Below are 26,395 nucleotides of genomic sequence, written 5' to 3' on the forward strand. Positions count from 1 at the left end.
TCAATAGATTATGATTGGAATGTCAACATGCTGGACTATCTTTAAAACTATGGGACTCAACGGGTGTGTTTTTGTAATTTCAGACCCATAAGCCTTTGAGAGCACGAGCATATCATGCTTCTCAGACAGCTTTATAACATCCTCACTCTTGTCACCAAAAAACAATCTCAACTGCGTGCTCATGTCCAATTCCTCAAAGGTACTTGCGATTTTTTCAAGTAATGTCATTCCATACCTCTCTTCATTTTTTCTGAAGTCTTCACTTGCTTTTCTTCCCAGTGTGTGTTCAATCATGTGAAAGACTTGGGCATCAATGATATAGACCAGAAGTATTTTCGCTTCTTTATAAGCCGATAGAGTATCATAAACTTCAGCTGGAACTTCGTTTATGAATCTGTCGAGAGGCATTAAAATAGATTTAATCTCTGGGAGAACCATCTCTTCTTCAGTTAACAGAAATTCTTTGTATTCCTTGAGAATGCGCTCGTATCTTTTCCCAGCGACATTCTTAAATTTCCTCCGGATCAATGATGAGAACAATCCCATTCATATCCCCTCAGCATTTTATTACAACACTCCAAGACTATTAAATTTATTTGGTGCAAGTCTCTAAATTAGATTCATGAACCACAAGAGCTATTAAATAAAAAACCTTTTTGGATTTTGGAGGTGAAGAAATGAGAAAGCTATTTCCAATTTTGGCACTAATACTCTTGCTTTCTCCTTTGGCTCTTGCTCAATGTCCTGTACAAGGACACACAGTTATTTTAAAGGCTCCAGCAGTTTCAAAAACTGCCAACGGAGATTTAATCGGAGTAGCGACTGAGTTCGTAATTACAGTAGCTCCAGGAAGTGGACATGTGTACGTTGAGACATGGCCACTGGCAGAAGTGGATATGCAAGCAAGTGCAAGATTAGCTGCCCAAGTGGCTGGTAGGGTTCTTGGAGTGGATATGAGTAAATATGATGTTTTTATTCAAGTTAAAGCTGATTCTCCAATTATTGGTGGCCCTTCTGCTGGAGGAACAATGACTGTTGGAATAATTGCCGCATTAAAAGGCTGGAAACTCAGAGATGATGTCATGATGACTGGAATGATAAACCCAGACGGAACAATTGGGCCCGTTGGTGGGATTCTGGAGAAAGCTTCAGCCGCTCACAGTGTTGGAGCCAAGCTGTTCTTAATCCCAGAAGGACAAAGAATACAAGTTGTCCAAAAAACTGAACAAAAACAGATTGGACCTCTCGTTCAAATCACAACAAAAGAGGAGAAGGTAGACGTCGTTGAATATGCAAAGGAGAGATGGGGACTAGAAGTAAAGGAAATCAAGGACATTTATGAAGCAGTCTATTATTTCACGGGACATAAAATAGAGAAACCCCAAGCTCCAACAAACGTTAAGATTGACACGTCCTTTCTCAAAGAAGATGCAGAGAAGGATTATGAGAACACCACAGAATACTATAAACAAGTGGAGAAAAAGCTCAAAGAGAGCGATGTGAGCTACACAACATATTCCTACCTTAAAGCAGCACTCGATGATGCAAACAAAACCTTAAAAGACGCTAAAGATGCCTTAGACTCAGGAATGTATTATACTGCCTTGAGCAAAGACTTTCAAGCGAGAATTATTATCAGACATGTTGACTGGTATTTAGATGTACAAGATGAGAAAGATATTGAGAACCTATTCAAGATGGTTAATGATGATATAAAGAATACTGAAAATTACGTTTCTAACTTAACAATTAGAGGCACAACAATGCTTCAAGCAGTTGCTGCAAGTGAAGAGAGAATAGAACAGGCAAAATCCCTTCTTAAGGATGCATGGAGCGATTACTATAAGGGAGATTACTGGAATGCAGTAAGCAATGCAGCATTTGCGTATGAAAGGGTTCAAACAGCAAAGTTCTGGGCAAAATTAGGTGAAAGATATGCAAAAGGTGATGTAATCAGCAGAGATGTCATCAAGGACACAGCAAGAGATTACTTAGACAACGCCCGCCTAGTAGTCACATATATAACCTCAATGTTTGGAGAAAGCTTAATGCAAGGACTCGTTGATAAACTCAATCAAGGGGAGCAATACTATGAGGACGGAAAGTATTCAGCTGCTTTATTCTCTGCAATGGAAGCAAGGATTAGAGCAGAGGTTATACTAGATACCCTAGGCATAGACAACGAAACAGTACTAATGGATAAGCTCCAGCAGATGAAAGAGGACGCAAAAACTGCGATAGCAATAGCACAGAGCAAAGGTGTTTACCCAATTCTGGGAATGGCATATTATGAGTTTGCCCAGAGTTATGAAAAGCAGGGGGGAATTGAAAACATTCAAACAGCTATGATATTCTATCAATATGCAAAAGAGACTGCAATGATGTTCCTTCCAAAGACAACACCAAAGATAACCGAAGAAACAACTACACCGCAGATAACTCATCCAACACCACACCCAACCACTACGCAAACTGATACACAAACTCAAACAACCAGCACAATCACAGCATCCACAATCACAGCAAAAAGCGTCCCAACATCACTGCTAGGAGGAATTGGAGTATTGGGAGTTATTCTGGGTCTGATAATTGGAATTGTGGTTGGAAGAAGGGTTTGAGCCTTTTCTTACTCTTCTTCCTTTTGTCCAAAAATAAATCTCCTGAAAAATTCTGGCAATTCATTTCTCTTATCAAGCAGTTTTATTTCCCAATCAGCTAAACTTGGACAGATTGTGCAGCCTAAACGGTAAAATCCCTCATAGTAGAGAGGATGCAAATCAAAGCCATTCATCAAGATATAAAGCTGTACCATCATACCAGACCAGAACTTAATGGGCATGATTTCCAGGAAAGTGCCGAGGATTTCATTTTCCCTCTCAATTACTGGTGGCTTCAGCCTCCTCTTAGCACTTTCCCCATCTCTATCACCCACAACTAAAATTGGATTCTCAAATTCTTCTATAGCTCTATAGAGAGCCTCAACTTTCATCTTTGTACACCAGCGGTTGTAATGAGTAGGGATTCCATACATATCAATGGGCATTGAGACAAAGGTTTCGACAACATTAATGCCGAGCTTTTTAGCAAGCTCTTCAATATATTCGTCAGTCCGAGGCATCTCGTATTCCATTTTAACATAAACGGCCGTAACATTTTTGAATACTTTGCTTGCCAGAATTAAAGTTGCCGTTGAGTCTTTTCCACCGCTCCAAGGTACTATTATGTCATAATCCTTAAATTGCTCAAGAAAACTCTTGCTTGCATCTTCAAAAGCCCCGATGTAATTCTCATTTGCCCTAATAATGTCCTCTAAGCTAATCTCCTCAGTGTGGGGAATCCTCCAGAGTACTTCCGTTTCTTCTCCGATGCGCTTGCTGACTTCAGCTATTTTCATGCTTCCTGAGTAGTACACTTCCTGGTTCATTAGTTTCCTCAAAACAAGTGAAACGCTCCCAATGTCTACTCCTAAAAGCTCCCTCATGTTCTTTCTAAAGCCATCTCCAAAGGCCAAGTAAATGTCATAGTCTGGATTAATTTCAATGTTGAGAGGATTTTCTGGGTTAAGTTTGTAAGTCCTATCCCATTCAATCCCAAGCCTAAATCTGGCTTTGATTTCTTCTAAGTGAGCATAAAGCTCGTCAACACGCATATTCCTAACCTTCTTCGTCCTCAGGATTCGAGAATAGAAAGGTCTACTTAACTCCAAAAAGTACTCACTAATATCTTTAGCTAACTCTTTTTCTTTTTCTCCGAACAGTAAAATCGGAATGTATGGATCTTTCTTCAGCTCCTCAAGAGTATCTTCAACTTCATTAAACTTTCTACCTCCCCCAAGGCTCGAAACTTTCAAAAAACCACCATAGTTACGCTCATTTATGTACTGCAGTGCTTTAGCATCTTTTCTTGCCCTCACGATTACATGAAACATATTAGAGAATTAGAGAAAGAGTTAATAAGATTAGCGAATTGAAAGTGCGCAAAATATTTTAATGATAATATATTACAGCTAAATCTAGGGATAGGAATGACAAAGACTGAGGAATTCTTCCGACTTATAGAGTTGTACAAGAAAGAGAGCAAGCCAAGGAGAAGCATCTATGATGTTCTTGTCAAAGTTTTCATTATAGTTGGTGCACTTGTTATAGTTGGAGCTCTTGGGTTCATCCTCTACACTCTTAACATCGCAGGTTTTAGCAAAACCTTCATAGCTACCCTTGCAGGATTATTTGTAGCTGTTGTAGGGATATCATTTATAATTTACAGACTTTGGAGCAGAAAAGAAAGAACTACATGATGAAAACTCCCTGAACTGAGGTGATGATGAAGACCGGTCTGCTGATGCGAAGCTCTAAAATACTTGAAATGCATAATTAATTAACATGGACTATCGAAAAATTAGCTACTTGGTAATCATCATTGTGTTTGTTTCCCTCTTCCTAGTTCTCTTTAAGCCTTACCTATATTCCTTCAGAAGAGAAAGCATCAAATATGATGGTGAGGAAATTATGTTACCTGAACCTAGGCTTAAAGGTGATATGAGCGTTGAGGAAGCGATAGCAAAAAGGAGAAGCATACGCTATTACAAGGATAAACCATTAACACTTGAGCAACTCTCTCAGTTATTATGGGCCGCTCAAGGAATAACTGAAGAAAGGAGAAAATTCAGGGCTGCCCCGAGTGCTGGAGCAACATATCCTTTCGAGATTTATGTAGTTGTGGGAAATGTGGAGAGCTTAAAGCCAGGAATTTACCACTACGACCCATTTAAGCACAGCCTAACACTGATTAAAGAGGGAGACTACAGAAAGCAACTTCAAGCAGCTGCATTGAATCAGCAGTGGGTTGGAAAAGCTGCCGTTGATATAGTCCTAGTTGCATTTTATGAGAGAACAACAAAGTACTATGGTGAAAGAGGTTACAGATATGTTTACATGGAAGCTGGACATATAGGGCAGAACATCTATCTGCAAGCAACAGCACTAGGACTTGGAACAGTTGCAGTTGGAGCTTTCTATGATGAAGATGTTGCGAAAATACTTGGAACTGATGGTGATCCTATATACATCTTTCCAGTAGGTGTTCCATAATGGTCTTCCTAGATCATAACACACTTGGCTATCTTACTTTTGCTTTTATGAGTCTCACAATGCTCAGCGGAGCCTTTATATTCCTAAGCAAAAAGAAGAGCAATCTTTGGATAAAAATTCACATAATTCTGGGAATTATAACCTACATCCTAATGGTTCTCACAATTTTGCTAGTAAGATAAATAAGTTTGAAATTCGAAAATAGGAAGGTGGTTTAAGATGGGAAAACTTACTTTGGAAAATTTAGATATTGAAGAATTTATTAAAAAACTTGAGAAACTTAGTGATAAAGAGATTATAAGTTATTGGATTGAAGGAGAGCTTAAGGAAGCAGAACTTTATAAAGATCTTGCTAAGAGAGCCAAGGAACTTGAACTCGACGACAGGATTGTAGAAACATTTATTATTCTTTCAAAAGAATCCAAAGGACATGCGTCTCGGCTATGGGAAATTTACAGACGATGCTTTAAGACAGAAAAAATTGAAAAGATAGATTTGCCCCTAATTGAAGGGGAACCTCTTTTAGAGAAATTTAAGAATGCAAAGGATGTCCTTGAAGTGTTGAGTATAGCTATGGAGTCAGAGCTTCTTGCAGAGAAGATTTATAATATACTTGCTAAACGGACAAATGATGAAAAAATAAAAAGAATTTATGAATATTTGGCAGCTGTTGAAAGAGAACATTACCATAAGTTAAGGGTTGAGTATGAGTTCTATTACAAAAAATCAGAGAACTGCACAAAATATTAAAATTGAAAAAAATTTTAAAAACAAGAGACAAAGTTAAAATCATGGAAAAAGAAATAGATGTTGAACATATACTAATAGAGCTAAAAAACTTGTCCCATGAAGAACTACTTATTTATTGGATAAAAAATAGACTCAAAGAGGCCTATGAATATAGATACTTTGCTGAAAAAGCTAAAATGCTCAATAAAGACGAGGATATAATAGAACTCTTTATAATTCTTTCAAAAGATTCACAAAGTAATGCTTCTCGTTTATGGGAAATCTATAAGAGAGTATTTGATTCAGGTAATTCAGAAATTCCAGAAGTGTCATTAAATTCAGCTGATTTTAAATTCGCAAATGTTTCCAAAAGACTTGAGAAAGTTAACTCGCCTTTAGAAGTTCTTGAGCTTGCTATGGAATCAAAACTACTTTTAAAGAGTATCTATAACGATTTAGCAGAGAAAACACAGAATAAAGAGTCCAAGCTAATCTGTAAATATTTAGCAGCCATAGAGGAAGAAAATTATCAAAAACTTAAACTTGAGTACGAATATTATAAAAAGAGAAACGAGAGAAAACTTAAATTCCCATCTCTCTAGCTTCAGGAGGCTCTTCAATCAAATTATCGCTGTATTTATCATAGTCTGCTAAAAGGAACTCGTCACTCATTCTTAAAGCTTTAACTGGCTTATCCTCTCCTGGAAACTTCTTACCTGGGCAGACATCAACACACAATGCACAGAACATACATCTCGAAACATAATGCCTGATTTTCTTAAGCTCCGAAATCCACTCCATAGCATTCGCTGGACAGACTGTTATGCAAAGCCTACATCCAATACATCTTTCTGGATTGTACTTCAGCTTTCCTCTAAAGCCTTCAGGAACTGGAACTGGAGGATTAATTTGAATTTCTCCCCTCTGAACTTTCTCAATTAGACCTGTAACATCCTTAGGGGCGTGCTTTACTGGAAAAGGATTTGTAAATGGCTTTTCTACAAGTTGTTTCAGGAATAGAAACATTGCTTTTGTTGGCATCCGTCACACCCCCAACCAAACAAGTGCTAAGCCAAGTAGGGCAATTAAGTTCACGTGCACCCAGAAAATCCTTGAGGCCTGTTCTATTCTGAATCTTCCGAATGACGTTCTTACAACTGTCACTGCCGCTATGTAAATTACCAGCACCTTAAAGAGGAACCAAAGACCCTCAATGACATAAAATGTAGCCCCGCTCAAGCTAACTCCAAATACATAGCTGAATGTAAACGGTATGAAAAGAACCACTTCAATTGCAGCCATGGCAAAACCTCTGACGGCATCTGAGAGGTAGAAGAGTGCCAGATTTCTTCCACTGTATTCGGCGAGCATACCTTCCGCTATCTCTGTCTCTGCTTCAGCTATATCAAAGGGCAGCTTGGCTAACTCCGCTGGGGTGACAACCAATAATGCAACAAATAGCAGGAGAACCCCCAGACCTGATACAGGTGAAACCATGTTCCAGACAGGATTTGATGCTATGGTTGTTAATGAAAAGCTCTTGTAAAGCAGTGCAAAGCCAACAATCACAGTGGCCAAAGGCATCTCATAACTCATCATGAGAACCATTTCTCTCTGTGCACCAACAGATGAAAATGGACTTCCCGACGCAAATCCTCCAACAGCCATGGCTAAGGACTGAAGTGTGAGTAAATATAGTATTACGATCAAATCACCGTATCCTTCGAGAGGAGCTCTCAAGACACCAAACGGAATGTAGAGCAATAGAGTCATTGAAGATGCAAATGCTAGGACGGGCATTGCATTAAAGAGCCATTTCACGGCATTTTCTGGTACAACAGTTTCTTTGAGCAACAGTTTCCCAACATCCCAGAAAGGCTGCCTTATTGGAGGACCAATCCTTGACGTCATTCTTGCTGATATTCTCCTGTCAATACCTTTGTAAGTTAACCCCAGAAAAATTCCAAGTATTGGAAATGCAACTGCATAGAATACAGTCTCGGGGGTCATTTTTTCACCTCCCTCTCAATCCTCCTTGTTTTTTCAACGGCTTTTCTGTGAATGTATTCATAGCCAAGAACTCTGCCTTCTGGAGTCTTTAGCAGTGCAACTCTATCATTACAGCACATGCATGGGTCAATGTATGCCACAACTATTGGAATATCCGCAACCTCTGCCCCAAGCAAGAGTGGAGCCCAGCTGTTGATATTGTTATAACTTGGAGCAATTACTTTCCAAACGCTTGGCCCATCTCTGCCGTCAAATTTAAGGTAATGAACTACTTCTCCTCTCGGTGCTTCATGAGCTCCTATTGCTTCACCTTTAGTCCTCCTAATCTTCGCAAGCAAAGCTACATAGTTGGGGATCGCAAGGATTTTACCTTCTGGGAGGTTGTCAACACAGTATTCAATGATGTCCAAGCTCTGCTCTATCTCATAAATTCTGACCATAGTAATGTCGTAGGCATCTCCTCTCGCTTCTCCAACTATATCTTGAGGAACAACGGCTCTAACGTCAATATCTGCATAAGCATCGTAGGGCATGTCCTGTCTGATGTCCATTCTTAGACCAGCCGCTCTTGCAGTGGGCCCAACAACATTGAGCTTGAGTGCCAGCTCTTTTGAAAGCTGAGCAACTCCTCTAGTTCTTGCCTTATAGACTGGGTCTGAGAGTATTATCTCCTTCATCTTTTCAGTGAGCTCCCAGTAGTAAGTTATCATATCCTTTAGGGCTTTTATGTGACTCTCTTTGATGTCTCTCCTCACACCGCCAATCATGAAAACCGAATAGTTGATTCTGTTTCCAGTTAAAAGCTCCAGTAAATCGAGGACTTTTTCTCTTCCTTTCCATATCCAGAACAAAAGTGAGTCAAACCCCATCTCGTGAGCTATCACTCCCAACCAGAGCAGATGACTGTGAATCCTCTCAAGCTCTGCTATGATCGGTCTTATGTACTGCGCTCTTGGAGGAGCTTCAATCCCTAACGCTTTCTCCGCTGTAATCACGAATGCGTATGGGTGGGATATTGAACAGATTCCACAGATTCTTTCTGAGAGATAAAGTGTCTGTATGGCATTTCTCTTCATTCCCATGTACTCGATTCCCCTGTGGGCAAATCCTCTCTTCACATCAACTTTAACAACCTTTTCCCCCTCTATCTCAGCCTCGACTCTGATTGGCTCTTTTAATGCTGGATGAATTGGACCTATAGGAATATAGTAAGCAGATTTAGGCATTTTCCCCACCTTTCTTTCTTATTTCCCTAACGCTCTTGTGTGTGTGCTTAATCATGTCATCAACACCATACTCATCCCTTCTCCATGGATATTTCCCTTCAGGCCAGTCGTCAGGCAAGAAGAGGTGTCTCTTGTTCTTTAAGCCCTCAAATTCAACGCCAAGCATCTCTCTTATTTCTCTTTCATTTGTCTCTGCCCCAATCATTAAGTCCGTAATTGTTGGAAGAATCAATTCACTTTTTGGAAGGTCAAACTTCAGCGTTATGCTTATTTCCCCCCATGGATGTCCATGATAAACTCCAAAGGAATAGATCATCTTTATAACATCTCCTCCAGTGTCCTCACCAGTTATGAAGTGTAAATGTGGATAATCAATGTCAAAAATTGTTTCAACAGCTTTTCTGAATGCGGATTTATCAATCTCAGCCCAAATTTCATAAAGGGTTCTCTTTCTCCTGACTCCCATTGTATATTCCTTTATCTCATAGCTCAGCAGTGCATCTCCAAGAGATTCCTTAAGCTTTTCAAGGATTTGTTCTACATTCATTCTTTCTTCCCCTCCAATTCCTTTTCCAACTTCTCCAGCTTGAGCCATGCCTTAACGACGGCGTCTATGATAGCCTCTGGTCTTGGTGGGCAACCAGGAACGTAGATATCAACAGGAATTATCTCATCTATTGGCCCAACTAGATTGTAGGAGTCGTAAAAGACACCCCCACTTGTTCCACAGTTCCCAACTACAATGACTGCTTTTGGATCTGGCATCTGCTCGTATATTCTCTTCAGCTTGTCAGCAAAGTCCCTTGGAATCGCCCCAGTAACCAAAAGCACATCCGCATGCCTCGGCGAACCCACCAATTTGATTCCAAACCTTTCAGCATCATATCTTGGTGTGAGTGCAGCGATGATTTCAATGTCACAGCCGTTACATGAACCTCCCGAAGCATGAAAAACCCAAAGAGAGCGTTTAAAATTCGTAAGCTTTCCCATATCAGGCACCTCCTACAAGGAGGAAGAGAATTATTGTTCCCACTCCAAGGTACCAGAGTATGTAGTCTCTAAGGTCGCCTGTATGAATTGTCTGCAGAATGTTGTAGTAGCCCTTTAATGCCTCAATGAAACCCCAATAGATATCACTAGCCTTAACTTGGATTTTTTCTTTTGATGGCTCAATGTTACCACTCAAATATGGCTTAACCTGTTCTGTATCTTTCTTATAGCCCGGGTTTCCTCTGGAATAAATCAGGTAACCTATTAGTGCAAAGGGTATAAGGAAAGCCAACCACAGCAATGGGCTCCAATATCCTGCACCTGTAACTAGTCTTGGTATCATGCTAAACCACCCCATGTTTGATATTGAGCTATCCTGATTAGTGCATCAACAGCCGGATACACTAACTTGTCAAGCACTACATCCGGGAACAGACCAAAGAGTATACAGAGCAACGCTAGAATCACCATTGCCACAATCATTGGCTTTGGAACTTCTTTTGCGTTCTCAAACTTCTCCAATGGTGGTCCTAAGAATGCCGAAGCGAACACTTTAACGAATGAAGCAAGCGTTAATATGCTCGTAACCATTGCAAATACTGCCAAGAGGGGGTTTAATCTGTATGAACTTTCATAAATTAGGAACTTGCTTGCAAATCCATTGAATGGCGGCAGACCAGATATGGCAGCGGCACCAACGATGAAACATAGAGTTGTTATAGGCATTTTTCTCGCTAATCCTCCCATTTCGTTGAGGTTTCTTGTTCCTGTTACGTAGAATAGAGCACCAGCAGTCATTAAGAGCAAGCTCTTGTAGATGATGTGATTTATTATGTGGAAAATTCCTCCAGCCATTGCTGTTTTACCAAACTCTGCTAATGCCTTAGGATCATGGAGAACCGTTAAGCCAACACCGACACCAAGGAGCATGTAACCTGTCTGTGAGATAGCGTGATAGCTCATAAGCCTCTTCACGTCTTTCTGAACCAAGGCCATTGTAACTCCAATGAACATTGTCAGAACGCCGAGAACTGACATTATCCACCCAACTCTCGCTAAGCTGATTGATATGTTTGCAAAGAGTGTGAAGCTGACTCTAAAGAGAGCATATAGACTTGCATAAGTTGACACCAATAAGACAGGGTTTATACCAGCTGGAACCTCTGTATAAGCGTCAGGAACCCAGTAGTGCATTGGCACTGAACCACACTTCATTGCAAATGACGTGAAGAGCAAGCCAAATGCTATCATGTCAAGGGTGTTGAAGGACACTTGCTTGCTTATGTATGCCAAGTTCAAGTTCCCATATTCCCCATAGAGAATTCCAATGGCAAAGAGAACCATCAGTGAGGCAACAGCACTAACGATAAGGTATTTGATTCCAGCTTCGCTTGCTTCACCACGATAGTTCCTAAAGCCAACCAACGCTGAACCCGCTATACCAGCTATTTCAAGGAACACGAATAAGTTGAATAAATCTCCAGTAAGAACCATGCCCAAGATACCGACCTCTAATAGGAGCAACAAAGCATAGTATTTCTCTAAGCCGCTTTCCGCTTTAACATGGCTGTAAGAGTAGAGGGCACCAATAAAGCTCATTAGTGTCGCTGAGATTGCCATGAAAGCTCCAATACCATCAATTTCAAACATAATTCTTATCGGCACTTTATAGCCTGATGGAAGCACGAGAGTTGGCCTATCAGCGCCAAAGACATACACTATTACTCCATTAAGCCTAACCTGATACATTAATAGGAGTGAAAGGCCAACAGTGACAGCTGTTATTAATATGGCCCATACAGCTGCAAGGTTCTGCTTTTTCTTGAATAACGGTGCAACAAATGCTCCAAAGAGTGGAATTGCTATCATTAATGCCGGCAGATGCTCAATCATCCTCTCAGCCTCCTGATTTTTGTAACATCAAGGGTTCCGTAGTGCTTGTAGATGTTCACAGCAAAAGCGAGCATTAGAGCTGAGACGGCGACACCGATGACAATGCTCGTAAGTGTTAATGCCTGTGGAGTTGGCAGAACCATATTTTGCGGATTTGCAGCTTCTGGAGGTGCTAAAGTATAGATTGGAGCATAACCACCTTTCACATAGCCCAATGCGACCAAAAACAGGTTTACAGCCCCTTCAAGAATTTCAATTCCAATGACCACCTTGATTAAATTCCTCTTGAATCCTATGGTGTAAAATCCTATTGCTAAGAGAAGTGCAACTATTATGAAAGGAAAGTTCACAAAAACTTCACCACTCATCCCTCTCCCTCCTCATGATCAGGAAGAATATCAGCACTATACTGGTAAGACCAGCGAGAACCTTCATTCCAACGAAGATGTTCATGTAGGAAAGTGTTCCACCAGTGTTTAGGTAGCCTGGATTTATTCCAACTGGTGTCTTCCCCCCAAAGATCGGAAATCCACTGTTTGCAATTATGTTTTTGAAGAATGTGTAACCAGCAAATCCCAAGCATGCCATTCCTAAGAAGCCCAGTGCACCAATGCTTTCAAACACATTGAGTGGAACTTTCTCAAATAATGTTTTTATGGTTTCATACCTATTAGCAACTATTAACAACGCTAATCCACTCGCAAACACTGCTCCTCCCTGGAAACCTCCTCCTGGTGTAAGATGGCCATGAAGGATTATGTAGCTTCCAAAGACAAGTATCAACGGAGCTAATATCTTGGTTGTAGTCTTTATGATAGTCGTTGTCATCCTTTCACCTCCCTCCTACGCAGCACCATTAAGACTCCGGAAACCGCTGTAAATAGAACAGTTGCTTCACCGAGAGTATCAAAACCTCTGTAATCAAAGACTATGCTTGTGACAACGTTGTTAGCTGAGGCTTCAATCTGGGCATGAGTTATGAACCAGTCATCCATCTCCCTGTGCGGAGGCTCTCCGAAAGGTCTTAAGCTGATCATTGCAGCAAGGAGGAAGAGCGTGAAGCCAATGAAAGCCAGCAAGCCAAGAGAAGTCCTCATTCTACCACCTCCTCATCGGTGGTGTTCTTTATAGCCAGCAGATACATCGCCGTTGTTAGACACGCACCAACGCCAGCTTCAGCTATTGCAACATCTGGAGCTTGGAGAACATAGAATTCCAGTGATAAAATTAGGCTGAACACTGCCATGGCGATTACGGCCATAATAAGGTTCTTGAATCTAATAGCAACTATTGCGCTAACGAGTAGTCCTATTCCAATTAGTATTTGCAAAATCCAGAAAAACTCCATAAAGTTCATAGCCTCCCCTCCAGTTCATCTATTACAGCTCCATATGGCCTAATTCCCGATTTTCTCGCAGCTCTTCCGATTGCATGGGCACCAACTGGGTTTGTTAGCACCAGAAAGATTACAACGAGAGCTGAGTGAATCCCTATTGTTACCCATCTTAGGTCATGTGTTGGGAGCCAGTTGTAAATTGAATACACCACCGTTGCAAGAACTATGAAAATAGTCCCAAATGTTGTACATTTTGTTGCTGCATGAATCCTTGTGTAAACATCTGGAAATCTGAGGATTCCAACGCTTGCAAGGAAGTTAAAGATTACCCCAATTGCCAAGAAAATTGTGATTATATACTCAATCATGCTATCCCCACCTTCTTCTTTACTAAATACCTTGCAATATAGAGCGTGGCAATGTAACTCAGAACTGCATACACCAGTGCAACATCAATGAACACAGCTTGCTTCGTAATTACACCATAGATAACCATTGCACCAGCCGTTGTTGTGGTCATTGAATCTAGAGCAACTGCCCTGTCTGGAATGGTAGGGCCGAGAAGGAGTCTAATCAGTGTTAACATTGCTGAAAATAGAAGCAAAACCAACGCAACCATAAATGCACTAATCACATTCATTCCGCAATCCTCCTTGCCCATTTTGGAAGGTAACCACAAAGCTCTTCAGGAGTTGGTTTTTCCTTTCCAGGCGGAACATGGATCCAGTGCACGTACAAATTGCCATCTTCGTCAATTTCAAGAGTAAACGTTCCCGGGGTTAAAGTTATTGAATTTGCCAAAAGAGTTCTGCTTTCGTCTCTTGTAAGTCCAGGAGATATTTTAACAATGCCAGGCCTTATTTTCCCTGTTATAACTCTATAAGCTACATCAAGATTTGCCTTTGCCATTGCAAAGAAAAATGGCCCAACTGCATATATTATGAAAAGAACCCATCTCCTCGGACTAAAGAAATATTCGAGCTTTTCATCCATGATGTTCCGTGTTAAATACCCAATTATCGCTGCAATAATGAATCCGGCGATTAGTTCTTCTTTGCTCCATGCGATTATATTCCCCGAACCCGCTGTAAGCAGTAAATACACAATAAACGACCAAAGGAAAGATGTTACAAACGCCATTCTTTCACCTCGGCTTTAAGTTTTAAACCTTTATAGGGCATTTTTAGGATTAATCTCATTTTAAATTTGCTAAAAATTCTTAAATATATTTCTAAAACGAAAGGTTATAAACCTAATATTTTGACAAATGAAAAAGTCACTAAACTTTACAAACTATTTAACACAAAGAGACATTAATGAACAAAGATTCTCACTACAGTTTATGTTAGTTCAGAAAAAATGTTGAAAATGGTTATACCTTTGTAAAGGTTTACAAAAAGCAAAAAGAACATGACACTTAATAAAACACTAATGCTAACAAATAAGAAAAAATTAGAGAACATGCTACTCTTCGTATTCCTCAATAGCACCAAACCTACAGACACTTGCACATATGCCACAGCCAACACACTTGTTTGGATCAATCTTATGTACTTTTCCTGGGGCTCCGGTTATAGCGTTCTGTGGACATTTCCTTGCACATAACGTACATCCCTTACATTTATCTGGAATTATGCGGTATTTCTTGACTTTTTTGCTCTTCTGTGCCTCTATCATTTCCTCGATTTCTTCATCTTTGAGCCACCTTAAGTTGTCATCGTATTTATCGTAAGTAGCAAGGAGGAACTCTTTGCTCATTTCCAGAGCATTTACCGGACACACATCCACACACTGAGCACAGAACACACATCTACCGAGCCAGAAGGTTACTTTTTTGATTTCTGGTATAAACTCAATAACACCTGCTGGACAAACTGTCACACAGAGCTTACAACCAACACACTTGTCAGGATAGTAGATTAGCTTTCCTCTAAATCCATCTGGAGTTGGAACTGGCTCAGTCTTTGGGAACATGTTTGTTGCTGGTTTTCTGAAAAGATTTGAGAGGACTGTGGAGAGAGTCGGAGGTATCTTCATACTATCACCCCCAATAGATCAATTGCAAGGATTAATGATCCAATTATCGCAGCAGGAAGGAGTCTAAGCCAGAATATTTGCACTGCCTGGGTAATTCTTAGCCTTCCGGTTATCGCTCTAAAGATGCTCATGCTGATGAATAACACTATAAAGACCTTAAGTGTGTGGAAGAGTACGTCAACAATGAGAGCTGGTGTTCCGCTGAGTCCAACATAAGCACTTATGCCCCATGGGAAGAAAATGGCAACAACTAAGCTTGCACTTACGAACATTTTTAGAGCATTGCTGAGTTCAAATAATGCAAGATGCCTTCCGCTATACTCAGCCATTGGACCTTCAGCAACTTCAGTCTCCGCTTCTGGAATGTCAAAGAAACCAACTTCGATTTCACTTGCCAACCAAGCCAAGAACACAAAGAGCAATATAAATGTTCCAATGAAAGCTAGGGGTGTTCCAAGTTCCCATATGTTGCGCTGGTAAAATGTTGCCAAGCTGAAAGGCTTTTCAACCCCGAGATGACTCAATCTCCAGAGAATTGTGAAGAGCCCAAGCATCATTGGGATCTCCCTTGAAACTAATATTATCATCTCTCTCTGAGCACCTATTTGAGCATAAGGTGAGCCAGAGCTTATTGCTCCTAAAACCCTGATGAAGCCAATGAGGGTTAACAAGTAAATGAATACGATTACGTCACCCTTGGTGGCAAAGAGGGGAGCAAAGCCCATTGGAGTGTAAGCTAATAATGCTATTGAAACAGCTAAAGCCAAAACTGGAGCCAGCTCATAGAACTTATTGGCATGCTTTGGAATTATTGATTCTTTGCTCATGAGCTTTAGGAAATCATAGAATGGCTGGAGCAGAGGAGGCCCTACTCTGCGTTGCATTCTTGCGACTAACTTTCTGTCAAGTCCCTCCCAGAGGAGTGAGGCAAATGAAACGTAAAGATAAAGGGCAATTAAACCAAGAGTGGCATATAGAATGTTCATAGTATGCACCTCCCTATTCCAATTTTCTCAGGTTTTGCTTTGATGTTTGGATTGATTTCCTTGGTCTTCTTTATTGACTCTTTAAGCAAATCAACCTCTGTTAGAATTCTCTTCCTTCCAGTTTCGGCATCAATCACCGCTACTCTATCAGTACAGCTCAAGCACGGATCAATTGAAGCTATAGCAACTGGGACATCAGCCAATTGTTCACCAACTAAAGCCCTTGCAACTGCAAAGAGGTTCGGAAATGTTGGCTCTCTCATCTTCCACTTTGCTGGGCCATCTCTTCCAGGTTCAGCCCTTACGTAGTGTATGGTCTCACCTCTTGGAGCTTCGTATCTTCCAATTCCTTCACCCTCTGCTTTCTTGAGCTTGAAGAGTATCATGTTGTCCTTTGGAAATGCCTTAATCTTTCCTTCTGGCATCTGATCCAATGCTCTCTCAATAATTTCCATACTCTGCCAAAGCTCACCGACTCTTACTACCATCCTATCAAAAACATCTCCTTTGATTACACCTGTGAACTCCTTAGGTGTTACTGGCTTAACTCCCAAGTCTGGGTAGACTCCAAGCTTTTCGTTGTATCTAACGTCCTTCTTAATGCCACTTCCTCTTGCTGTTGGACCTTGAGCACTGTACTCAATTGCTATTCTCTTTGGTATAACACCAGAGTCCCTCAAACGGGCTTCAACTGTTGGATCGTAGAGGAATATCTCCTCAATTTTTGGCATAATCTCTTGGCGATAATAGTAAATCATATCAAGTATTGCCCTCTTGTGCTTCTCTGTTATGTCTCTCCTAACTCCGCCAATCATGTTTCCAGCGTAGTTGACTCTGTTACCTCCAATGTCCTCAAGGATGTCCATTACCTTTTCTCTCGCCAACCAGCTCAAATGGAGAACTGTGTCGTAGCCTATTGAGTGTGCAACTACACCCAAGTTGAGCAAGTGAGAGTGTATTCTCTCAAGCTCTCCAACGATGACTCTGATATACTCTGCCCTCTCTGGGACTTCAATGCCAGCCATTTCTTCAACAGCTCTTGCATAAGTGTGGTTGTGTGAAAATGAACAGATTCCACATATTCTCTCTGCTAAATAGAGCACTTGAATCCAGTTCCTTCTCATTGCAATCCATTCAAGGCCTCTCAAGTTGTAACCGAGCTTGACATCGACGTTAATGATACGCTCACCGTCAAGGGTAATTATGAACTTCTCAGGCTCCTCCAATGCTGGGTGAATAGGACCTATGGGGATTTTAACCCAGTATTCAATCCTCTCATTCATTTTGACTCCCTCCTGTATGGATGTCCAGCATTTTTGACCATTTCGGGAGTAATTCCTGTCTCGTCGAGCCTCAATGGATAAACACCTTCTGGAAAGTCATCTGGCAAGAACAGTCTTCTGGGATCTGGGATTCCTTCGTATTTGATGCCAAGGAACTCCTGTACTTCTCTCTCGTATGGCAGAGAGCTTGGAAAGATGTCAGTTATCGTTGGCAACACTGGATCATCCTTTGAGCATGCTGTTCCAATCACAACTGACAAGCTCTCTCCCTGCTCCCAGAACATTTCCCAATGGTATTTAGCAGTAAGTCTATCTCCCCTATCCTCAGCTATTATAATGGAGAACTGTGCAGTTGGGTCAATTTCCTTGAGGAACTTGACAACATCTTTGAACTTCTCCCTGCTAACTTCAATCCAAATTCTCTTTCTTGGGTGAGGAAGTTTATTTTCAGTTATCTTGACCTCTACATCTTCAAATTTTGCCTTTATTCTCTCAGCAAATTCTTCAGGTGTCATTCTTTCTCACCTTTAATCTTTTTGATCAGCTTTTCCAATCCCAAGACAACTCCATAGAGGATTGCCTCTGGCCTTGGTGGACAACCGGGAACGTAGACATCAACTGGAATATGCTTGTCAAGTGGAGCATTTGTGAATGGACTCTCATAGAACACACTTCCGCCAGTGGGACAAGCGCCTACTGCAATTACAACTTTTGGGTCAGGTGTTTGCTCGTAAATCAGCTTAACCCTCTCAAGACTCTGGTCTGTTATTGGACCTGTGACAAGCAAAATATCCGCATGCCTCGGTGTTCCAACAAGCTTTACTCCAAATCTCTCAGCATCGTATCTTGGAGTTAACGCTGCTATAATTTCGATGTCACAACCATTGCATGAACCACTATTGACATGAAACACCCAAGGTGACCTTCCGATGTATTTACAGAGCTTTGCAATTCTTTTCTCAAGCATTTCTCTCTCACTGACTTGTGATTGAGTATTAGCCTTGACTTCTTCCATTTAATTCACCCCCATACTATCAAGACCCCAAGGATTATTGCCACAGTTATAAGAAGATAGCTCACATAGTCTGTTAACAGCCCTGTATGTTCCCTTCTGAATGCTATGAACATTCTGTTGATACCTCTGATAAGCCCCCACATGACATGTCTCCCTGTGAAATACCCTTGAATGTGTTCAAACTGTGGAATTATTTTATCCTCATCTTCACCGCTTAAGTAAACCTTGGTACCAGCTCCTACTCTCCTTGTTCCCATGCTTGCTTTCTCTCCCCACTTCATGAGGATATAGCTGATGATTAGACCAATGATGAAGACATAAATAAAGTAAAGTGCATCCCAATAGCCGAACATTTTTCATCCCCCCAACACTGCCAATACATATTTTCCTGACTCCTCAAGCATCTTTGCTGTTGGTAGCATAACACTCTCGTTTATCTGCCATGGTAGGAGACCCATGACAATTATTGCAAGGATTAGGATTATCATTGGTATTATCATAGCCTTTCCTGGATCTTTTGCCGTTTTCACTTTCTCGCTCTCCTTCCCAAAGAAGGTGAAGAGTACTCTTATGTATGCTGCAGTACAGAAGGCTGTTCCGAGAATTGCTATTGCTGCTAGGAATGGGTTATACAAAGCGGAGCTTTCATAGATGAGCCATTTGCTTGCAAATCCATTGAGTGGAGGCATGCCTATTATAGCTGCAGCACCAACCAGAAAGGCAAAGCTTGTCAGTGGCATTCTTCTTGCTAGTCCGCTAAGCTCATTGAGGTTCTTTGTACCCACTTCATGCAAAACAGCACCTGCAACAAGGAAGAGGAGTGCTTTCATAATTGCGTGATTCACTGTGTGGTATATTGCTCCAGCCAAAGCTATTTGCCCAATGTTTGTTCCATATGCTGCAAGTCCAATGCCTATGCCAAGAAGAATGTATCCTATCTGACCAACACTTGAGAATGCAAACAATCTCTTCATATCAGTCTGCACTACAGCCATGGCATTTCCGACAATTAACGTTAGGCATGCGAAGAATATAATTATCCAGCCGAGAGTTCTGATGTTGAGGCTTATATTGTAAATGCTGAAGAGTATTCTTGCTATTGCATAAACACCACCAGCCTTAATTACTAATCCAGAAAGCATTGCTGAAATTGAGCTTGGTGCTGCTGGGTGGGCATCTGCAAGCCACATGTGTACTGGAACTGCACCGCTCTTGAAGAGCAATCCACCGAGGATAAAAGCTAAGGCAACTTTGCTTACAAATGTTGGCTCCCTTGTGATGTACTGGCCTAGATAAGCCATTGTTAGAGTTCCATACTGGCCATAAAGCAGAGCAATGCCGAGAAGAATGAATGAACTTGCCAGTGAACCAACAAACATGTACTTGATTCCAGCTTCAATGCCTTCCCATGTGTCATTTCTGAATGCAACCAAAGCATAGCTAGCTATGCTCATTATCTCAAGGAAGACATAGAAGTTGAATATATCTCCCGTTATGACTATGCCGAGCATTCCAAGCTCTAAGATTAGAATCAAGGTATAGTACTTATCCAGCCCAGTATCGTGCTTCATGTATTCGAGTGAGTAGATTATTGATAGCAGTGAGACAAATGCTATTGTTACTGCTATTAACGCTCCTAGGAGATCAACTTCCCAAACAATTCTGATTGGAAAGCTTACTCCTTTTCCTAGTGGCGTTGTATCCCCAAGTGTGTACACTATTATTTGATTGGTCTTCCAGATTGTGTAAAACACATCAGTAGCTACGCCTAAAGTTACTGCACTAATTATCACTGCCCAAATATCCCTGGCTTTCTCACTGATGAGCTTGATTAGAGGCATTGAGAATGCTCCAAAGAGAGGAACGATGATTAGGAATGGCAACACATTCATCCTCTCAACCTCCTTAACTTGTTGATGTCTAAGCTTCCGTAATGTCTGTAAGCGTTAATTGTCAAGGCCATTGCTAAAGCTAGAACACAAACTCCAATGACGATGCTCGTAAGCACTAAAGCTTGAGGAATTGGGCCAACCATTGGAGTGCCCTTTAATGTTTCATAACCGGTGTAGATTGGCGCAGTTGGAAGAACTCCGTTCTCCAAGCGGTAGCCAAGGCTTATCAGAAGTAAGTGGATTCCACAGTCAATGATGTTCAAGGCTAAGATCAATTTGATTAAGTTCCTCTTGTAAAGAAATGCATAAATCCCCATGAAGATTAAGAGAAATGCAGTTACAAATTGAAACGGAATCATTTTTTCCACCTCCTAAAGAGGGCTATTGCCATCATCGCACTTACTAATCCAGTGAAGACCTTTAATCCGACAGCTAGGTTCATTATTGGTAGATAACCTGCCGAGAGCAGAGTTCCCGGCTGTCCTGCAAAGGCTATCTTATTACGCCAGAGTATGTTGTAGAAGAAAGCTATACTTAACCCAAGCATTGCAGCTCCTAAGAAAGCCAAGCCACCAAGTCCCTCAAGAGCTGAGTATAAGTTCTTGTCGTACCTCTTTCTAGCTTCATTTAACCCAAATGCGACGAGGAATAATATTCCAGCACCAGCTATCGTAGCTCCCCCTTGGAAACCACCACCTGGTGTAAGATGACCGTGGGAGATGACATAGGCTCCAAATATTCCAATGAGTGGAATCGTAGCTCTCGCCATTGTTTTAACGATTAATCCCATGTCATTCTCCATCTTCATCCCTCCTCCAAGGTCTGAGCAGTGCAACAGCACCAGCTATGGCTGTAAAGAGAACAGTAGCCTCTCCTAGGGTATCATAACCTCTGTAATCAAACACTATGTCAGTTACAATGTTGGTTCCACCAACTTCTTCGATACCATGTTCAATATAATACTGGTCAGTGTAGCGGTACTTTTGCCAGTCACTACCACCAAGACCAAATTTAAGCCCGTATTGTGGGTTAGCTACTATCAAGAGCACACCAAGGATGAACAGCAAAGCTAAAGCCCCAAAAGTCTTGTTCATGGTCCCTCACGCTCCCATCTCTCTGTCTTAGCTATTCCATACACCACTATGGCCGTAACGACACCAGCACCAACTGCTGCCTCAGCTATTGCAACGTCAGGGGCATGAAGCATGTAGAACTCTAAGCTCAGCAGAAGGCTCATTGCTGCTGAAGCCAAAGCCGCTGAAAGCAAATCCCTAAAGCTGATTGTAAGGTATGCAGCGATAAGTATTCCAATCAAAATTCCAAACTGAATGATCATGTCAACTGTGAGAACGTTCATTTTTCTCCACCCCTCTCCCTCTTGAGTTTTGCTTCATAAGCATCAACAACAGCTCTCACAGGCTTTACACCACTCAAGTGAGCAGCTTTTGCAATTGCGTGAGCACCTGTTGGGTTAGTAAGCAACAATGCTATCAATGCAACCAAACTGTGAAGTGCCATCTGAAGGTACTTTGGATCTCCAGTTACGTGGAGCTGATTTGCTGCATGAACAATTACAGCAAGGACTGCAAAGATTGTCCCGAAAGTTGTACACTTAGTTGCTCCGTGCAAGCGTGTGTAAACGTCTGGAAATCTGTGAAGGGCAAAGCTACCGAGCAAGTTGAAGATTATGTTAATCCCAAGGAAGGTATAAATAACGTATTCAACGATAGTCGTCACCTTAATCCCCCCGGAAGGTATTTTGCTATAACAAGTGTTCCTATGTAGCTCAGCAGAGCATAGACAATTGCAATGTCAATGTAAATTACTCTGTCATATGCTGCTCCAAGAAGAACCATTCCTGCAACGATTAGCGTATTCAATGTGTCAACTCCAACGACCCTGTCAGGAATAGTTGGGCCAAGAAGAACCCTAAGCACAGAGAGGAATGCTCCTATCATGATTATCAACGCTGAATAAAAGAACTCTGGTGCAATCATCTTCCCAACCTCCTTGCCCATTTTTCAAATGAGCCAGAAACAGGTTCTGAACTCTTTGGCTCTTCCTCTCTGACATAGATCCAGTGGACATAGAGGGCTTTTTCCTCTGGACAGGCATCTATTGTGAGTGTTCCCGGAGTCAAAGTTATTGAGTTGCTTAAAATGGTATATTGGGCATCATTTTCAAGCTCAACGGGAACTCTAACTATTCCTGGCCTTATCTTTCCAGTTATCACTCTATAAGCAACATCAAAGTTTGCTTTGACCATTCCCCAAAACAGGGGGCCAATTGAGTACACTACAAACTCGACCCATCTTATCGGGTTCAAGAACCTTGTAGTTTTTTCGCCTATAATGTTTCTCGTTGAATAAGCCACTATTACCGAAAATACAACTCCTGCAATAATTTCCTCTGGACTCCATAGCATTCCTTTGGTGCCTGCCGTAAGTACTAACCAGAGCATGAATGACCATACAAATGCAACAATGAAACTCATTTTTTCCACCCCAACTTTTGGTTTAAACCTCTATACCTGGAGTTTTCACTCAATTCCGATATTTAATTCGTTTATTGCTTTTAAAAGAGTTTTGGAAAGCGCAGAATTGACAACAAAGGTATAAAACAGCTCTTTAAGAACTAAAGATTCTCAACAAAAAGTTTGTAAAAATGAAGAAACAAATGTATACAAATTTGTTAACGCAAGTTTTTCGCTAATTCTAAAATGACACCGATATATTTTTGATAATTAAGTGCCTGTACTGTCGCTGGTTCAATCAATTTGTCCAAGATAACTGGTGCCGCTAATCCAAGTATTAAGCATGTTAATGCCAGCAGCAGACAAACTAAGCTCATGCTCATTGGCTCTTTGATTTCCAGGTTTTCTTTTGGTTTTCCTAGCCAAATAACATAGAAGACACGCATGTAAGCTACTAGAGCAATCACTGAACTAATTACGATCATCAAGGCCAAGCCAAAGCTCCTCTCCATCAAAGCATTGAAGAGTAAGAGTTTACTGAAGAATACGTTGAGTGGTGGAATTCCAACTAAGCTTAATGTTGCAATTGCTAGACTAAACGTCGTAATTGGCATCCTCCTGCCTAAACCAGCCAAATCGTCTATATTCCTAGAACCAACAGCATGAATGAAGACTCCAGCCGCAAGGAAGAGTAATGCCTTAGCAATCGAGTGATTGATAATGTGGAATAATGCCGCCTGAAGTCCAAGCTGAGTGCCAAGCCCAACAGCCATGAACAGATAACCCATATGCATAATTGTTGAATATGCAATGAGCTTCTTAACGTCTTTTTGAACATTCATCATCAAAGCACCAAAGAGTGCAGAGATTGCTCCCAAAACTATTACAATCGTGCTTAACATACTGACTACATGAGCAAGCTCTGGCGTTAACTGACCACCGTAAACCGTGTATAGGAACCTAATCAAGGCATAAACACCAACGTTTACGACCAAACCAGAGAGCACTGCTGAAATTGGGCTTGGAGCTGCTGGGTGAGCTTCAGGAAGCCAGAAGTGATTCGGCACAATTGCCGCTTTAATAAGGAAAGCCCACGTAGCCAAAGCCAAAGCAACACCAGATGCCAAGATTATGTTCCCAACTGGCGTTCCAGTAACTGGAAACGACATTCCATGAACTTTTGCTGATAAATCAGCAAAATTTACTGTACCAAATGCTCCATAAAACACTCCTAATGCCAAGAAATACATTGTCGTTCCAACTGCCCCGATTAAAGCGTATTTAAGCCCGGCAGTGACTGAATCACCCCTGTCGCGATAGAACATTACTAAAGCATAAGCTGCAATGCTCGTAACTTCAATCATAACAAAAAGATTAAAGGCATCACCTGTAAGCAATACACCAAGCAAACCTGCTTCTAAGCCCAAGTAAAGTGTATAGTACCACTCTAAACCTTCCTCGTGCTCTAAATATCTATAAGAGTAAATCGTAATGAGGAACATTAGTGCGGCAGTAACTAAGGCTATTAAAGCCCCTAATTTGTCAACCTCATACACAATTCCAATTGGAGCAACCCACTTGCCGAAAGTATAAACTAAGGGAGTGCTTGAAGAATAAGCCAGCTGGAAGAGCTTGAAAGCACTGATTAAAGTTAAACCAGTTCCAATTAGAGCGTAAGCTTGAACGATTTTTCTGTCTCCCTTGATGAGGATTGAGAATAATGGTAGTGCGAATGCAAAGACAATTGGAATGATTGGGGTTAAGCCAACGACATTCATCCTTCACCACCTCACTCGAAAATCCTCTTAGCATACTTCTCAAAATCTTCACAAATCTCTTTCTTGGCTTTTTCAGGCTCTGTAGTAGTTACATTAATCCAATTCACATACATATACTCATCATCCAAGTCAACGACTACAGTGCCGGGAGTGTTCGTTATAGAGTTCGCCACAAGTGTTTTTGCATAGTCTGTTTTCACATCGATTGGCACTTTTACAATTCCTGGATTATAGTTACCCGTGATTGTTCTAATCATGACATCAATGTGAGACTTAGTCTCGGCAACAATCATGTACCAGATGAAGTATATTATCCCCCAAAGCCATCTAACTGGATTTAACGCCTTAGCATCCTCTTTAACCAAATACTTGCCTACAAGCAAGCCAACGCCGATTGCTACAATTAATCCAGTAACTAAATCAAATGGCTCTGCAGAGCCAGTGAACAGAATGTAAGTGATGAATGCTAACAATGCAGTTGGAATTACACCCCTCATTGCTCACCACCCCTCAGTAAAGCGGGCAACTTTTTACCAATCTCTCTAGTGTCTACAGTCCCGTACAAGCGGTAGATTTGGATTATTGCAAATGCAATAAGCACGTTTACAGCCATTCCAATAACAACAGCTGTAATCACCAAAGCTTGCGGGAGCGGATCAACTGCCGTGCTGATAAACTGCTGGAGGGCTTCCTTACTCAAACTTGGCAAAATGGGTGGAGCGACTGGGTAAATCAATCTATAGCCCAATAAGACTACGAGTAAGTTAGCAGTATCGCCGAAGATTGTTAGTGCAATGAGTTTTTTAACTAAATTAGGCCTCCTCGCAATTCCATACAAGCTGATTACAATCGTGGCAAGCAAAGTTAGAATTATAATTGCCCAAATGAAGGCGATCATTGTCTCACCCCCAGGATTTTTTTGAATACTTTTTCTGGGATTGCTAAGAGCAGGAATACTGCCGTGAATCCAGCACCGACAGCCAAGAACTCAAAGAAGTTGTAGTAGATTAGTGAGCCACCGATAAGTTGTCCACCAAGTTCTGCTGGGAAAATTGGCTGATTCTGCATGACGAAACCATCACTAAGGAGAGGAACCAAAGCAGTCAATGCAATACCCAGCAACCCAATAGAACGGAGGATTAATGCTCTTGTTTTGTCTAATCCGTGTTCTTCAAGAGCGTACTTGGAGTAAGCGGCAATGATTAACAATGGTGCTACTGCCAGTGCTGAACCACCCTGAAAACCACCACCAGGTGTGAGGTGACCGTGCAAAGCAATCGAAGCCGAAACAGCAAGAATCATTGCAACAATAATCTTAGTTACACTCTTGATTACCAAAGTTAAACCACCACTGAATTCTTCTGGTTTTTGCTTTGCTTCTTTTTCTTGCTTCTTGTTGAGTCTAAATAAGGTTAGACTGCCAATGATTGCAAGGAAGAAGACTGAAGTCTCGAAGAGAGTATCAACACCACGATAATCCCACAATATTGAAGTCACAACTTCCGGGCTTTTGGCAGAATAATCACCAAAATAACTGTTTTCTAAATAAAACTCACCCAATGGCCTTAACTCAGTTTGCTGTGGGAGTTTTGGAGCGATGTAATAGGCTAACCCAAATATTGAGATGAGTATAATCATGAGTGGAATTAACCTTTTCATT

Annotated in this window: 40 protein-coding genes; 6 read left to right on the forward strand and 34 right to left on the reverse strand. The window is 41.2% G+C overall.

What is annotated here, in order from left to right; genetic code table 11:
* Positions 1 to 546 carry a hypothetical protein gene (locus tag TES1_RS07560; RefSeq protein WP_042681600.1) on the reverse strand — a complete coding sequence of 182 codons (546 nt, stop codon included), beginning with the start codon at positions 544 to 546 and terminating at the stop codon, positions 1 to 3.
* Between the two features lie 131 nt (positions 547 to 677).
* Between TES1_RS07560 and TES1_RS07565 the strand changes: the two genes are divergently transcribed.
* Positions 678 to 2,618 carry a S16 family serine protease gene (locus TES1_RS07565; protein WP_042681602.1) on the forward strand — a complete coding sequence of 647 codons (1,941 nt, stop codon included), beginning with the start codon at positions 678 to 680 and terminating at the stop codon, positions 2,616 to 2,618.
* 8 nt (positions 2,619 to 2,626) lie between these two features.
* Here TES1_RS07565 and TES1_RS07570 read toward each other — a convergent pair whose 3' ends face one another.
* A complete protein-coding gene (locus tag TES1_RS07570; protein ID WP_042681604.1) occupies positions 2,627 to 3,928 on the reverse strand; it encodes a phosphoadenosine phosphosulfate reductase domain-containing protein in 1,302 nt (433 codons plus the stop codon).
* Positions 3,929 to 4,024: 96 nt separating this feature from the next.
* Here TES1_RS07570 and TES1_RS07575 point away from each other — a divergent pair, with 96 nt between their 5' ends.
* The 5 genes from TES1_RS07575 to TES1_RS07595 all read left to right on the forward strand — a co-directional run bounded on the left by TES1_RS07575 (position 4,025) and on the right by TES1_RS07595 (position 6,418).
* The gene (locus tag TES1_RS07575) at positions 4,025 to 4,294 is read left to right on the forward strand and encodes a hypothetical protein (protein ID WP_042681606.1); all 270 of its coding nucleotides are present in this window, start codon (positions 4,025 to 4,027) and stop codon (positions 4,292 to 4,294) included.
* 85 nt (positions 4,295 to 4,379) lie between these two features.
* The gene (locus tag TES1_RS07580) at positions 4,380 to 5,087 is read left to right on the forward strand and encodes a SagB/ThcOx family dehydrogenase (RefSeq protein ID WP_042681608.1); all 708 of its coding nucleotides are present in this window, start codon (positions 4,380 to 4,382) and stop codon (positions 5,085 to 5,087) included.
* Positions 5,087 to 5,269 carry a membrane protein gene (locus TES1_RS07585; RefSeq protein WP_042681609.1) on the forward strand — a complete coding sequence of 61 codons (183 nt, stop codon included), beginning with the start codon at positions 5,087 to 5,089 and terminating at the stop codon, positions 5,267 to 5,269. Before TES1_RS07580 ends, TES1_RS07585 begins: the two co-directional genes overlap by 1 nt.
* 37 nt (positions 5,270 to 5,306) lie before the next feature.
* Positions 5,307 to 5,837 (forward strand): ferritin-like domain-containing protein, encoded by a 531-nt coding sequence (locus TES1_RS07590; protein WP_051408198.1) that lies wholly within the window; start codon positions 5,307 to 5,309, stop codon positions 5,835 to 5,837.
* Positions 5,838 to 5,878: 41 nt separating this feature from the next.
* Positions 5,879 to 6,418, forward strand: a complete 540-nt coding sequence (locus TES1_RS07595; protein ID WP_144080604.1) for a ferritin family protein — start codon at positions 5,879 to 5,881, stop codon at positions 6,416 to 6,418.
* Here TES1_RS07595 and TES1_RS07600 read toward each other — a convergent pair.
* The 32 genes from TES1_RS07600 to TES1_RS07755 form a co-directional block, all read right to left on the reverse strand.
* Complete coding sequence (locus tag TES1_RS07600; RefSeq protein WP_042681612.1) at positions 6,399 to 6,857, reverse strand: 4Fe-4S dicluster domain-containing protein; 459 nt, start codon at positions 6,855 to 6,857, stop codon at positions 6,399 to 6,401. The two genes, TES1_RS07595 and TES1_RS07600, sit on opposite strands and share 20 nt — an antisense overlap.
* A 3-nt stretch (positions 6,858 to 6,860) precedes the next feature.
* The gene (locus TES1_RS07605) at positions 6,861 to 7,826 is read right to left on the reverse strand and encodes a respiratory chain complex I subunit 1 family protein (RefSeq protein WP_042681614.1); all 966 of its coding nucleotides are present in this window, start codon (positions 7,824 to 7,826) and stop codon (positions 6,861 to 6,863) included.
* Complete coding sequence (locus TES1_RS07610) at positions 7,823 to 9,052, reverse strand: hydrogenase large subunit (RefSeq protein ID WP_042681616.1); 1,230 nt, start codon at positions 9,050 to 9,052, stop codon at positions 7,823 to 7,825. The genes TES1_RS07605 and TES1_RS07610 overlap by 4 nt, the downstream gene beginning before the upstream one ends.
* Positions 9,045 to 9,599, reverse strand: a complete 555-nt coding sequence (locus tag TES1_RS07615; protein WP_042681617.1) for an NADH-quinone oxidoreductase subunit C — start codon at positions 9,597 to 9,599, stop codon at positions 9,045 to 9,047. Before TES1_RS07615 ends, TES1_RS07610 begins: the two co-directional genes overlap by 8 nt.
* Complete coding sequence (locus TES1_RS07620; protein WP_042681619.1) at positions 9,596 to 10,042, reverse strand: NADH-quinone oxidoreductase subunit B family protein; 447 nt, start codon at positions 10,040 to 10,042, stop codon at positions 9,596 to 9,598. The genes TES1_RS07615 and TES1_RS07620 overlap by 4 nt, the downstream gene beginning before the upstream one ends.
* 1 nt (position 10,043) lies before the next feature.
* Entirely contained in the window at positions 10,044 to 10,385 is a 342-nt protein-coding gene (locus TES1_RS07625) for a hypothetical protein (RefSeq protein WP_042681620.1), read from the reverse strand.
* Positions 10,382 to 11,935 (reverse strand): proton-conducting transporter transmembrane domain-containing protein, encoded by a 1,554-nt coding sequence (locus tag TES1_RS07630; protein ID WP_042681622.1) that lies wholly within the window; start codon positions 11,933 to 11,935, stop codon positions 10,382 to 10,384. Before TES1_RS07630 ends, TES1_RS07625 begins: the two co-directional genes overlap by 4 nt.
* Positions 11,932 to 12,303, reverse strand: coding sequence for a sodium:proton antiporter (locus TES1_RS07635; RefSeq protein ID WP_042681623.1), 372 nt, complete (start codon positions 12,301 to 12,303; stop codon positions 11,932 to 11,934). The genes TES1_RS07630 and TES1_RS07635 overlap by 4 nt, the downstream gene beginning before the upstream one ends.
* A complete protein-coding gene (locus TES1_RS07640; protein ID WP_042681625.1) occupies positions 12,293 to 12,763 on the reverse strand; it encodes an MnhB domain-containing protein in 471 nt (156 codons plus the stop codon). Before TES1_RS07640 ends, TES1_RS07635 begins: the two co-directional genes overlap by 11 nt.
* Positions 12,760 to 13,032 (reverse strand): hydrogen gas-evolving membrane-bound hydrogenase subunit E, encoded by a 273-nt coding sequence (gene mbhE, locus TES1_RS07645; RefSeq protein WP_042681626.1) that lies wholly within the window; start codon positions 13,030 to 13,032, stop codon positions 12,760 to 12,762. The genes TES1_RS07640 and mbhE (TES1_RS07645) overlap by 4 nt, the downstream gene beginning before the upstream one ends.
* Positions 13,029 to 13,292, reverse strand: coding sequence for a hydrogenase subunit MbhD domain-containing protein (locus TES1_RS07650; protein ID WP_084340033.1), 264 nt, complete (start codon positions 13,290 to 13,292; stop codon positions 13,029 to 13,031). The genes mbhE (TES1_RS07645) and TES1_RS07650 overlap by 4 nt, the downstream gene beginning before the upstream one ends.
* Complete coding sequence (mnhG, locus tag TES1_RS07655; RefSeq protein ID WP_042681628.1) at positions 13,289 to 13,639, reverse strand: monovalent cation/H(+) antiporter subunit G; 351 nt, start codon at positions 13,637 to 13,639, stop codon at positions 13,289 to 13,291. The genes TES1_RS07650 and mnhG (TES1_RS07655) overlap by 4 nt, the downstream gene beginning before the upstream one ends.
* Complete coding sequence (locus TES1_RS07660; RefSeq protein WP_042681630.1) at positions 13,636 to 13,911, reverse strand: monovalent cation/H+ antiporter complex subunit F; 276 nt, start codon at positions 13,909 to 13,911, stop codon at positions 13,636 to 13,638. The genes mnhG (TES1_RS07655) and TES1_RS07660 overlap by 4 nt, the downstream gene beginning before the upstream one ends.
* Entirely contained in the window at positions 13,908 to 14,411 is a 504-nt protein-coding gene (locus TES1_RS07665) for a Na+/H+ antiporter subunit E (RefSeq protein ID WP_042681632.1), read from the reverse strand. The genes TES1_RS07660 and TES1_RS07665 overlap by 4 nt, the downstream gene beginning before the upstream one ends.
* A 324-nt stretch (positions 14,412 to 14,735) precedes the next feature.
* Complete coding sequence (locus TES1_RS07670; protein WP_042681633.1) at positions 14,736 to 15,308, reverse strand: 4Fe-4S binding protein; 573 nt, start codon at positions 15,306 to 15,308, stop codon at positions 14,736 to 14,738.
* Positions 15,305 to 16,294, reverse strand: a complete 990-nt coding sequence (locus TES1_RS07675) for a respiratory chain complex I subunit 1 family protein (protein ID WP_042681635.1) — start codon at positions 16,292 to 16,294, stop codon at positions 15,305 to 15,307. The genes TES1_RS07670 and TES1_RS07675 overlap by 4 nt, the downstream gene beginning before the upstream one ends.
* Entirely contained in the window at positions 16,291 to 17,577 is a 1,287-nt protein-coding gene (locus TES1_RS07680) for a hydrogenase large subunit (RefSeq protein WP_042681637.1), read from the reverse strand. The genes TES1_RS07675 and TES1_RS07680 overlap by 4 nt, the downstream gene beginning before the upstream one ends.
* On the reverse strand, positions 17,574 to 18,092 hold the full coding sequence (locus tag TES1_RS07685; RefSeq protein ID WP_042681638.1) for an NADH-quinone oxidoreductase subunit C: 519 nt from the start codon (positions 18,090 to 18,092) through the stop codon (positions 17,574 to 17,576). The genes TES1_RS07680 and TES1_RS07685 overlap by 4 nt, the downstream gene beginning before the upstream one ends.
* A complete protein-coding gene (locus tag TES1_RS07690; RefSeq protein ID WP_051408199.1) occupies positions 18,089 to 18,592 on the reverse strand; it encodes an NADH-quinone oxidoreductase subunit B family protein in 504 nt (167 codons plus the stop codon). Before TES1_RS07690 ends, TES1_RS07685 begins: the two co-directional genes overlap by 4 nt.
* 5 nt (positions 18,593 to 18,597) lie before the next feature.
* The gene (locus TES1_RS07695; RefSeq protein ID WP_042681640.1) at positions 18,598 to 18,945 is read right to left on the reverse strand and encodes a hypothetical protein; all 348 of its coding nucleotides are present in this window, start codon (positions 18,943 to 18,945) and stop codon (positions 18,598 to 18,600) included.
* Positions 18,946 to 18,948: 3 nt separating this feature from the next.
* Positions 18,949 to 20,484: a proton-conducting transporter transmembrane domain-containing protein gene (locus TES1_RS07700; RefSeq protein ID WP_042681642.1), complete on the reverse strand. Its 1,536-nt coding sequence runs from the start codon at positions 20,482 to 20,484 to the stop codon at positions 18,949 to 18,951.
* Positions 20,481 to 20,843 carry an NADH-quinone oxidoreductase subunit K gene (locus TES1_RS07705; protein WP_042681644.1) on the reverse strand — a complete coding sequence of 121 codons (363 nt, stop codon included), beginning with the start codon at positions 20,841 to 20,843 and terminating at the stop codon, positions 20,481 to 20,483. Before TES1_RS07705 ends, TES1_RS07700 begins: the two co-directional genes overlap by 4 nt.
* The gene (locus TES1_RS07710; protein ID WP_042681646.1) at positions 20,840 to 21,286 is read right to left on the reverse strand and encodes a Na(+)/H(+) antiporter subunit B; all 447 of its coding nucleotides are present in this window, start codon (positions 21,284 to 21,286) and stop codon (positions 20,840 to 20,842) included. The genes TES1_RS07705 and TES1_RS07710 overlap by 4 nt, the downstream gene beginning before the upstream one ends.
* On the reverse strand, positions 21,276 to 21,578 hold the full coding sequence (mbhE, locus tag TES1_RS07715; RefSeq protein WP_042681648.1) for a hydrogen gas-evolving membrane-bound hydrogenase subunit E: 303 nt from the start codon (positions 21,576 to 21,578) through the stop codon (positions 21,276 to 21,278). The genes TES1_RS07710 and mbhE (TES1_RS07715) overlap by 11 nt, the downstream gene beginning before the upstream one ends.
* The gene (locus TES1_RS07720) at positions 21,575 to 21,841 is read right to left on the reverse strand and encodes a DUF4040 domain-containing protein (protein ID WP_042681650.1); all 267 of its coding nucleotides are present in this window, start codon (positions 21,839 to 21,841) and stop codon (positions 21,575 to 21,577) included. Before TES1_RS07720 ends, mbhE (TES1_RS07715) begins: the two co-directional genes overlap by 4 nt.
* Complete coding sequence (mnhG, locus tag TES1_RS07725; protein ID WP_173391314.1) at positions 21,838 to 22,212, reverse strand: monovalent cation/H(+) antiporter subunit G; 375 nt, start codon at positions 22,210 to 22,212, stop codon at positions 21,838 to 21,840. The genes TES1_RS07720 and mnhG (TES1_RS07725) overlap by 4 nt, the downstream gene beginning before the upstream one ends.
* Positions 22,213 to 22,217: 5 nt before the next feature.
* Positions 22,218 to 22,481: a cation:proton antiporter gene (locus tag TES1_RS07730; RefSeq protein ID WP_042681656.1), complete on the reverse strand. Its 264-nt coding sequence runs from the start codon at positions 22,479 to 22,481 to the stop codon at positions 22,218 to 22,220.
* Positions 22,478 to 22,978, reverse strand: coding sequence for a monovalent cation/H+ antiporter subunit E (locus TES1_RS07735; protein WP_042681659.1), 501 nt, complete (start codon positions 22,976 to 22,978; stop codon positions 22,478 to 22,480). The genes TES1_RS07730 and TES1_RS07735 overlap by 4 nt, the downstream gene beginning before the upstream one ends.
* 197 nt (positions 22,979 to 23,175) lie before the next feature.
* The gene (locus TES1_RS07740; protein WP_042681660.1) at positions 23,176 to 24,735 is read right to left on the reverse strand and encodes a proton-conducting transporter transmembrane domain-containing protein; all 1,560 of its coding nucleotides are present in this window, start codon (positions 24,733 to 24,735) and stop codon (positions 23,176 to 23,178) included.
* An 11-nt stretch (positions 24,736 to 24,746) separates the two neighbouring features.
* Positions 24,747 to 25,232 carry a Na+/H+ antiporter subunit E gene (locus TES1_RS07745; protein ID WP_042681662.1) on the reverse strand — a complete coding sequence of 162 codons (486 nt, stop codon included), beginning with the start codon at positions 25,230 to 25,232 and terminating at the stop codon, positions 24,747 to 24,749.
* Positions 25,229 to 25,633 carry a sodium:proton antiporter gene (locus TES1_RS07750; protein WP_042681664.1) on the reverse strand — a complete coding sequence of 135 codons (405 nt, stop codon included), beginning with the start codon at positions 25,631 to 25,633 and terminating at the stop codon, positions 25,229 to 25,231. Before TES1_RS07750 ends, TES1_RS07745 begins: the two co-directional genes overlap by 4 nt.
* Positions 25,630 to 26,394, reverse strand: coding sequence for an MnhB domain-containing protein (locus TES1_RS07755; RefSeq protein ID WP_042681666.1), 765 nt, complete (start codon positions 26,392 to 26,394; stop codon positions 25,630 to 25,632). The genes TES1_RS07750 and TES1_RS07755 overlap by 4 nt, the downstream gene beginning before the upstream one ends.
* Position 26,395: the final 1 nt, after the last annotated feature.

Origin of the sequence: Thermococcus paralvinellae (assembly GCF_000517445.1) — an archaeon.
Lineage (GTDB): Archaea > Methanobacteriota_B > Thermococci > Thermococcales > Thermococcaceae > Thermococcus_B > Thermococcus_B paralvinellae.